The organism is Deltaproteobacteria bacterium, from assembly GCA_021159305.1.
In the GTDB taxonomy this organism is placed as follows: Bacteria; Campylobacterota_A; Desulfurellia; order JAGGSF01; family JAGGSF01; genus JAGGSF01.
This window is the reverse complement of record JAGGSB010000072.1, coordinates 1-9,756: the sequence shown is the minus strand read 5'-3', so window position 1 is coordinate 9,756 and position 9,756 is coordinate 1. Positions and strand designations below refer to the sequence as shown.

Below are 9,756 nucleotides of genomic sequence, written 5' to 3'. Positions count from 1 at the left end.
TTAGGATATTACACAGGGCAGGCGGATTTTCTCCTTCTTTGTCATTCCGTGCTTGACACGGAATCTGGAGTCTGGATTCCCGCCCCCGATTGCGAATTTATCTTATTTATGTTTATTTTCTGCAGAAATTGAGGGTATGATTTAAATTTTCCGGAGGCAGATGTGGCAGCAAAAATAGCAATGTTGATGTCTTAGTATCAAAGGGATTCTTGAACGGGGAAACAAGCCTTGTTCTTCCACCATACAATGGAATTACTGCAGGCATATGGTTTCCAAGGGAGTAATTGCAAAGGGTTCATCACCCTTTAAGCAGATATCCCTTATCATCGCAAACAACTCTATTTATCTGCTCCCTGTTTTAATCTTTATATTCCTGTTTCTTCTCTGATATGTATTTGGAAGGGATAAGAAAATCATACATCTCATCCGATATAAATTGCCTGATAATATAACATCCGCTGAAGCAGGGTTTTTCATAGATGATAAAACCGACAATAGAGACTTGTTGTCCCTTATATTTTACTGGGCAGCAAAGGGCTGTATTGAAATAGAAGAGACTGAAAAAAAGTGGTCTAATTTTTAAGAAAAAAGACTATATTTTGCGTAAATTAAAGGATTTACCCGATACAGCAAAATCCTTTGAAAAAACCATATTTTATGGATTGTTTTCTGGAGAAATAACAATTGTAAAGGTCAGCACATTAAAAGATACATTTTACACACATATGAAAAAAGCGAAGAAACAACTTGATGAAGAAATGACATTTGAAGATTATTACAAACCAGCCTCGCGAAATTTAGCAAAAGTGACATATATACTTGCCATCATAATGTTCATAAGCGGCGTTATGTTTGGAAGACTTGATTATCTAATTTCTTTTATCTTATCGGCTATAATCTTCTTCATATTCGCAAGGATTATGCCCAAAAAGACAAAAAGAGGATTAAAAGTATACCAGCTTATTGATGGATTTAAAGAATTTATTGAACGAGTGGAAAAACCAAGGCTATTTTGTTGACAATCTAAAGGATTCACTATCTGTGATGAATAGCGCATTCACTTCCTCTCCCCATAGCGGAAGTGGTTTTTCGGGTGGTGGAGGATTCTCTGGAGGGGGTTCTGGCGGAGGAGGAGGCGGAAGTTGGTGAAAAACCGCGTTGGAGTTGTATCATCGTATTTTGGGTAGTAATTGATCCCTGCCCTTTACCTGGATTTTTTAACTTTTCCTGCAGCCTCAAAGGTAAACCCCGGATGTTGCAGAATTGCTTGACTTCTTAAGTGTCAACTTCTAAACTTGAAACCCAAATAAATGTAAATGTTAGGAGGAACAAATGATATTGACTGGAAACATTGGCTTCCCCACTATTGGCCCGTATAGGGAGCTGAAAACGGTTGTGGAAGGTGTATGGAGAGGAGAAAAAAACTCAGATGAAATGATAAAAGAAACAGAAAAACTTCTCCTTATGCGGACCACTCTACAAAGAGAAAAAGCCATTGATTTCATTCCCTGCGGAGATTTCAGTCTTTATGACAGAATGTTGGATCTGGCGATATCCTTTAATTGCATCCCAAAAAGATTTAAAGATGTAAAGGAAAACCTGTATTTTTCCTTAGCTCGCGGAACAGAAAACATCCCTCCCCTGAAAATGGTTAAGTGGTTCAATACAAACTACCATTATATCGTTCCAGAAATAGAAAAAAACCAAAAATTGGAATTAAAGGAAAACAGTGTTCTGGAAGATTTTATCTTTCTCAAAAAAAATGGTTTTCCTTGTATTCCCACCATAATTGGCCCGTTCACATTTTTGAAACTCAGCAACACAGAAGAGCCTTTAACTATACTTGCCGAGAAAATAATTCCGCTCTACAGTTCACTCTTGGAAAAACTAAAACAGGCAGGAGCAGAATGGATAAGCCTGGAGGAACCTGCTCTTGTCTTAGATATTACAGAACAAGAGATAAAAACAGTAGAAAAAATGTATGAAAAGATTAAACACAATAGCTCTATTATATTACAAACCTATTTTGAAGATATATCCTTCTACGATGAAATAGTAAAATTACCCGTAGGCGGTATCGGATTGGATGTAATAAACGGAGAAGAAAACATCAACAATTTGATGAAATATTTTCCAAAGGATAAATTATTGTCTTTGGGTGTAATCAATGGAAGAAATGTGTGGAAGACAAATATAAAAAAAACAGTGGATGTAGTAAAAAAAATAATAGAAAAAATAAACCCCTCTATGTGCATATTACAACCCTCAACCAGCCTTATGTTTGTTCCCTGGTCACTGGAAGGAGAAAAGAACATGCCTTCAGAGATAAAACAATTGCTCGCTTTTGCTGTAGAAAAATTGGATGAGCTTTCCATTATTAAAAAAGCAATAGTTGAAGGAAAAATAGAACAAGACGCAGTAGGGTTTGCAGGAATAAAAAAAGAAAATATAAAAAACAGGATAGTAAATCTGAAAGAGAGCGATTTTCAAAGGTCTCTACCCTATAAAGAAAGAAGAGAAAAACAACAGCAGATATTAAACCTTCCTTTGTTTCCTACCACCACTATCGGCAGTTTCCCACAGGATAAAACTTTGAGAAAGACAAGGAAAATGTATAAAGATAATCTCATCACCGAGGAAGAATATAAATCATTCATAAGGGAAAAAATAGCACATGTGATAGGAGTTCAGGAAGGTCTGGGATTGGATGTATTTGTACATGGAGAATTTGAAAGATCAGATATGGTAGAATATTTTGGTGAAAACCTGGAAGGCATGATTTCTACAGAAAATGGATGGGTTCTTTCTTATGGCACCAGATGCATTCGCCCCCCAGTCATATTTGGAGACATAGAGCGCACAAAGTCTTTAACAAAAGAAGAAATTGTATTTGCACAGAGTCTAACCGAAAAACCCGTCAAAGGTATGCTCACAGGAGCAGTCACAATACTCAACTGGTCTTTTTCAAGAGAAGATATCACTCGTTATGAGATTGCCTATCAACTCGCGTTAGCTTTAAGAGATGAAATAAAAGAATTGGAAGAAAATGGAATAAAGATCATTCAGGTAGACGAACCAGCATTTAGGGAAGGACTGCCGTTAAAAAAAGAAAAGCGAGAAGAATATCTCTCCTGGGCAACAAAAGCGTTCAGGCTGGCAACATCTGCAGTAAAAGCAGAAACACAAATCCATACTCACATGTGTTATTCTGAATTTGGCGATATCATTGAAGCCATAGATGCTTTAGATGCCGATGTTATATCCATCGAGGCAACGCGCAGCAAGGGAGAGATTATCCACGCATTTGAAAATTCCAACTATGAAAGAGAAATAGGATTTGGTGTTTATGATATACACAGTCCACGTATACCTTCTCAAGATGAAATGCTAAAAATCGCAAACCGTGCCTTACGCATATTAAAAAAGGAACAGATATGGATAAATCCGGATTGCGGATTAAAAACACGCAACTGGAAAGAAATCATACCCTCATTAAGGAATCTCGTTCAAGCAGCATCCACTTTAAGGGAAAGTTAAAATGAAATAGCGTCAAAAGCCGATTTATCTATTTTAACTTTTGTGGAGAATCTATTACATATAGTAAAGTTAATACCCCGCGGCTTTACCGCATTTTACCATTCCGCCCCCTGTGCTGTGTCATTCCGTGCTTGACACGGAATCTGGATTCCCGCATTCGCGGGAATGACAGAAAAAACGTGCGGAATGACAGAATGCAGTATTGCAAAACCTGTCACCAGTTATCAAAAGGCTAACGCTTGGTATCAGCGGCGCGTCCGTTTCGCGCCATTGTTATCTGCTCTTTTCTTGGCAAGGGCAATTAGCGGCTTCCGCCCCCTTTCTTTAAAGCTAACAACGATTTTTTCTGCTTTTTCAAAAGGAACAGTTATAAAAGAGAATTTGTCCATTATCTGTATATCACTGATGTGTTTGGACTTAACTGAGACTCTGCTCATAATAAGCTCAACAAGTTTTCTGGCATTAATTTTGTCTTTCTTTCCGAGTGCGACAAAAAGCCTTGCTTTACCATGCTGATCAAGTTGCTTTTCCTTTACACCAGTCTCTTTTATTTCACCATAGGCATCAGGATTGAGTTCTTCTTCGAAACAATAGTTAAGTACAGCAGCTAATATTTCTGTCGGATTATTATCCTCAAGCAATTTCTTAGCCCAGTTACAATATTCAGTATCAATTTCATTTTCAAGAATAGCAGTCAGATCATCGTATATCTTTTTCTTTTTGGCTTCAATAATGTCTTTCACCTTCGGCACTGTTGATTTTTTAATATCAGTCCTAGCAATCCGTTGAATGAACATCAGACGCTTATACTCGCTGGGAGTAATAAATGTAATAGCAATTCCCTTATGCCCAGCTCTTCCCGTTCGACCTATTCGATGAACATATGACTCTGGATCGTGAGGTAGTGCATAATTAATAACGTGGGTAAGGTTGTAAACATCAATTCCACGCGCCGCAACATCTGTTGCTACAAGAATATTGACTCTTTTTTTCTTAAATTTCTCAAGAGTTCTTTCTCTTTGCGCTTGTGAAATATCTCCATGAATAAACTCTGCATCATATCCCCTATCCACTAAATGAGTTACAACAGAATCAACATCGCTCTTTGTTCTGCAAAAAATCAAACCGTAAAAACCATCTTTAATATCAATTATCCTGCAAAGTGCCTCAAATTTGTCAGCGGCTTTTACCTCAAAGTATATCTGCTCCGTCAGATCACTTGTCGGTCGCTCTTTTTCAACTGTAATTAGCTCGTATCCATCCATATATTTGTGAGCAAGGTCTCTTATTCTTTCTGGTATTGTTGCAGAAAACAATAGTGTTCTTTTATCGGGATTCGTATGCTTAATTATTTCTTCCATATCTTCGATGAATCCCATATTCAGCATCTCGTCTGCTTCATCCAGTATTAAATGTTCAATGTTCCCAATCTTTAACGTCTTTCTATTAAGATGATCGATTATCCTGCCCGGGGTCCCAACTATAATATGCACACCTTTTTTCAGTCTGCGTAACTGCTGATCAATAGACTGACCACCATATATCGGTATTACTCTGATATCCGTGTTACTTCTGAGTGAATTGATTTCTTCTGATACTTGAATAGCCAACTCTCGTGTAGGAACCATAATTAGTGCCTGAACAGTTTTAGAATCAGAATTAATCAGTTCCATCAGAGGTAATCCAAATGCGGCTGTTTTTCCTGTACCTGTTTGTGCCTGAGCGATAATATTGGTGTCATCTCTCAGTATTACAGGGATTGTCAAAGTCTGAATTGCGGTTGGCTCTTCGAAGCCTTTTTTGTTGATTGCTTCCAGTATTTCTGCTGAAAGTCCAAGATCATTAAATGTCGTTTTGTTTACCATTTATTCCCCTTTTCTAATTATTATCCATTTACTCAACGGAACTAAAAGAATATATACCATTATCTGCAAAAAAACAGCAAAACATCTCTAACTCACCCGAGGCAATGTCCATATCAAATTCACGAATTGCCTCACCAAAAATCTATAAAGAGGTATTAGAAGACAAGACAATTCTGCAAAGCAGATTTGCTTGCAACTGCCAGAGGCAATTGTAAAGAAAACATTTTACTTTGATTAGAAACAATGGCGGTTTCTGCTAATCCTGATAACCTTCTCGAACAATGTATATTGTAGGTTTGATCCATTTGTCCCACTTATATTGCCACTTCATAAACTTTGTAACTCTCGTTTTCCACAAGATCTTCGTCTGGTTCTAAATATAACTCTATTGCTTCTCGGATATTCTTTAGTGCTTCTTTTTCTGTTTTTCCCTAACTCCAGCAACTTTTTAAGGACGGACAGCGTGCTACAAAATAACCATCTTTCCCTTTTTCTATTATTACCTTTATTTTCATTTCCCATGCCTCATGGAAGATTTACTAATAACCTACTATTTTTTTGTAGACTCTTGCAATACTTCAACTAACCATGCGAATAACGTTTGAGTTCACCTGCATTTTGGAGCGTAGCGGAAAAAAGTCAGGTGCATCCTTTTGTTAGACAATTTCTTCAACTGAAAATGAGCGATCCTCAAACGACCTGTCATCGTACAAATATTCTGAAATGGTCATGAAGGATTTTCCTATCTCATTTAACCTTAGTATTACCCGATACGTATCTACTTCTCCATTTTGATTAATGGGAAGAATTCCTTTAGGAGGTGTATACCAGTCGTCAAAGGACTCCGAGTAATGTACTATATCATCTTCTTTATCATATCCTGCATAGCATTCTGCCTCGTAAACTCCTCGCATGTACTCTTCGTATGCGTCTTCATCCATCTCATAATCTGCCCATGGAATAAATCGTTCCAGTATTTCTAAAGAACTATGACCTGCCCAATAATGTTGAGGAATTACTAATTCTTTGTAACCACTACTTGAATCACAAAATATCTTTATTGAAGTTCTTGAAAGCGATTTATTGACCCAGTCCTCGAATTCAGCATAAACACACTCCTCATTCTTGATTAGATTCATCCATTCCAAATCGAGGGAGAGACGTTTTAATCGATATATTGGAACATCAAGTTTATATATCCTTTTCAGTAGAATACAATTCTTTGAATTTAACACATTAGATTTCGGTATTACGATTTTATACGCTTTTTTTGTCTTTTGTATTGTATTTTTTGACACGGGCATCCAATAGAATTTATCCTCAGCCGGATTAAACAATGTAATTATTACTGGTAAATCATGGCGTAACCAATATTCAATATGTTTAGTATCGGGTCGATACGTTATTGTACTTTCGTCCGATTCACAAAAATAACTCTCTCCTGATTTGATCTGTATGGCTATAAGCTGACCTGTTGGCTCGTCATTTTCAACAACCTCAACCTGTGCGTCAATTCCATAATCTTTGACAAACTGTTCGCGAAAGAACCAGCCTGATCGCGCGAATAATGTCTCTAATTTTGAAACTCCTATTCTATCAATCGTCAGACTATTCATATTGTTTCCTTTCGGAGTAAAGCATTTGGCTAACATCTTATTATATAGACCACCATATTATAAGAACATTTTTTATGCTAAGCAAGCAAAGATGTCATTGTTCTTGCTGTAGTTATTTACTTAGAAAAAATTATTTCTCCTTTTTTTAGCTTTACTTTTATATTGTCTCCTTTTACAAATTTACCGCTCAATATTTCACCTGCAAGTTCATTTTCTATCATATTTTGAATAACCCTTTTTAAAGGTCTCGCTCCGTATAACCTATCAAAACCTACATCGGCAATAAATTTTATCACTTCATCTTCAAAACCTATATTAAATCCCTTATCTTTCAGTTTATCTTGTGTTTTTTTAAGAAGAAGCCCAACAATTTCTTTAATTTCTTCTTTTCCTAAAGGGTTAAAAATAATAATTTCATCTACTCTGTTTAGAAACTCCGGTCGGAATGTCCTCTTCACTTCCTCAAAAATCTGTTTCTTGGCCTGAGTAAATTTTATATCAAAATCATCATCGGAAGGAATAAAGGAAAGGTACTGACTGCCTAAATTAGAGGTCATAATAATAATAGTATTGCGAAAATCTACTGTAACTCCCTTGGAATCGGTTAATCTTCCATCATCCAAAACCTGCAACAGTATATTAAACACATCCTGGTGCGCTTTTTCTATTTCATCCAATAAAACTACAGAATAAGGTCTTCTGCGCACCGCTTCTGTCAACTGCCCTCCTTCTTCATATCCCACATAACCTGGCGGCGCACCAATTAGTCTGGAAACAGAATATTTCTCCATATACTCAGACATATCTATACGCACCATCGCTCTCTCATCATCAAACAGAAATTCTGCCAATGCTTTCGACAACTCTGTTTTCCCCACGCCGGTAGGACCCAAGAATATAAACGAGCCAACAGGACGATTAGGATCGGATAAACCTGCCCTGGAACGTCTTATAGCATCACTTACAGCCTTAACAGCCTTACTTTGCCCTACAACCCTTTTCTCTATCCGTTCCTCCATCTTGAGTAACTTCTCTTTTTCGGTTTCCAACATCCTGGCAACAGGAATACCTGTCCACCGAGAAACAACTAAAGCAATTTCATCTTCTGTCACTTCCTGTCTTAACAGTGCTCCACTTCCTTGAATATCTATCAATTTTTTATTTTGTTCTTCATAATCTTTCATAAGCTGCGGCATCTCACCGTATTTTAAGCGTGATGCTTCTTCTAACTTTCCCTGTCTCTCCACAGTTTCTACTTTCATCTTTGTTTCTTCTATTTTTTTATTTATATCCTGAATGCGCTTAATTACCTCTTTTTCCAACTGCCAGTGAGAAACAAGTTCCCCCTGCTTTTCCTTTAAATCAGACAGTTCTCTTTCTATGCCATTTAATTTTTCCAGAGAGTCTTCATCAGACTCCTTTTTTAACGCCTGTTTCTCTATCTCCAATTGTAATATTTTTCTCTTTACATCGTCTATAGGTTGCGGTTCACTCTCCAATTGTGTGCGTAGAAGCGCTGCCGCTTCATCCACCAAATCGATAGCCTTATCCGGCAGATAACGATCGGTAATATACCGCTTAGAAAGTGTAGCTGCGGCGATTAATGCCGAATCTTTTATTCTTACACCATGATGAACCTCATATTTTTCCTTCAATCCTCTTAAGATAGAAATTGTCTCTTGAACAGAAGGTTCTCCAACATAAACCGGTTGAAAGCGACGCTGCAGGGCAGCATCCTTCTCTATGTACTTTCTATATTCTTTCATAGTAGTCGCCCCTACACACCTCAACTCTCCCTTCGCTAAAGCAGGCTTCAAAATGTTGGATGCATCAACAGAGCCTTCCGCCGCACCTGCCCCCACAATAGTATGCAGTTCATCAATGAACAATATTATCTTACCCTCCAACCGTTTCACTTCACTTAAAACAGCTTTCAGCCTTTCTTCAAATTCTCCACGAAACTTACTGCCGGCAACCAGAGATGCAACATCCAGAGTAATAACCTTCTTTTCTTTTAAACTTTCAGGCACATCACCCTTCACAATCCTTTGAGCAAGGCCTTCTACAACCGCCGTTTTACCTACGCCCGGCAAGCCAATTAAAACAGGATTATTCTTAGTGCGGCGAGAAAGAATCTGAATAGTTCTTCTTATTTCATCTTCCCTGCCGATGACAGGATCTAACTTGCCTGAATGGGCAAGCTCCGTAAGATCCCTTCCATATTTTTTTAACGCTTCATATTTCTCTTCCGGATACTGATCAATAACTCTTTGTCCGCCTCTTATGTCCACCAATGCTTTCATTATTTCTTCTCTTTCCACGCCTGAGTCTTTTAATACGGAGGACGCTTTTCCCTCTTGAGTCATAGCGAGGAGAAGATGTTCCACGCTAATGTAGTCGTCCTGTAGTTCTTTTGCCTCTTCTTCTGCCTTTATTAATACATTATTTAACTCCGAAGAAAGATAAACCTGTCCCTCAGAGGACAAAACATGAGGTATTTTATCCAACTCTTGTTCTGTTTTTTGCTTTAATAAGTTTACATTGATGCCTAAGCGGTGAAGAATGGAATTCACTATACCTTTTTCATCTTTGAGAAAGACAAAGAAAAGATGAAGAGAGGTGAGTTCTTGATGTTTCTTTGCTACGGCAATATCCCTTGCCAGCTGTAGTGCTTCTTGTGACTTAATGGTAAATTTTTCTAAGTTCATTTCTTATTTTTCTCTGTAGAGTAAGGGGCG

The 9,756-nt window shown here is 37.6% G+C and carries 5 protein-coding genes and 1 pseudogene; 3 read left to right on the top strand and 3 right to left on the bottom strand.

The genetic code is table 11. The features are described 5' to 3' along the window. Positions 1-394: 394 nt before the first annotated feature. The 3 genes and pseudogenes from J7J10_04480 to metE all read left to right on the top strand — a co-directional run bounded on the left by J7J10_04480 (position 395) and on the right by metE (position 3,537). A pseudogene (locus J7J10_04480) lies at positions 395-583 on the top strand (DUF2207 domain-containing protein). A 16-nt stretch (positions 584-599) separates the two neighbouring features. After that, complete coding sequence (locus J7J10_04475) at positions 600-1,019, top strand: DUF2207 domain-containing protein (GenBank protein MCD6130186.1); 420 nt, start codon at positions 600-602, stop codon at positions 1,017-1,019. 313 nt (positions 1,020-1,332) lie between these two features. Further along, positions 1,333-3,537, top strand: coding sequence for a 5-methyltetrahydropteroyltriglutamate--homocysteine S-methyltransferase (gene metE, locus J7J10_04470; GenBank protein MCD6130185.1), 2,205 nt, complete (start codon positions 1,333-1,335; stop codon positions 3,535-3,537). Between the two features lie 245 nt (positions 3,538-3,782). Here the strand turns inward: metE and J7J10_04465 are convergent, their stop codons facing one another. The 3 genes from J7J10_04465 to clpB form a co-directional block, all read right to left on the bottom strand. Continuing rightward, entirely contained in the window at positions 3,783-5,402 is a 1,620-nt protein-coding gene (locus J7J10_04465) for a DEAD/DEAH box helicase (GenBank protein MCD6130184.1), read from the bottom strand. Between the two features lie 656 nt (positions 5,403-6,058). Further along, positions 6,059-7,018 carry a DUF4365 domain-containing protein gene (locus J7J10_04460; protein MCD6130183.1) on the bottom strand — a complete coding sequence of 320 codons (960 nt, stop codon included), beginning with the start codon at positions 7,016-7,018 and terminating at the stop codon, positions 6,059-6,061. 116 nt (positions 7,019-7,134) lie between these two features. After that, complete coding sequence (clpB, locus tag J7J10_04455; GenBank protein ID MCD6130182.1) at positions 7,135-9,726, bottom strand: ATP-dependent chaperone ClpB; 2,592 nt, start codon at positions 9,724-9,726, stop codon at positions 7,135-7,137. Between the last annotated feature and the right edge of the window lie 30 nt (positions 9,727-9,756).

Excerpts from the sequence above, each read along its gene's own strand:
- clpB (MCD6130182.1), bottom strand. The coding sequence starts at position 9,726 with ATGAACTTAGAAAAATTTACCATTAAGTCACAAGAAGCACTACAGCTG.
- J7J10_04460 (MCD6130183.1), bottom strand. The coding sequence starts at position 7,018 with ATGAATAGTCTGACGATTGATAGAATAGGAGTTTCAAAATTAGAGACA.
- J7J10_04465 (MCD6130184.1), bottom strand. The coding sequence starts at position 5,402 with ATGGTAAACAAAACGACATTTAATGATCTTGGACTTTCAGCAGAAATA.
- metE (MCD6130185.1), top strand. The coding sequence starts at position 1,333 with ATGATATTGACTGGAAACATTGGCTTCCCCACTATTGGCCCGTATAGG.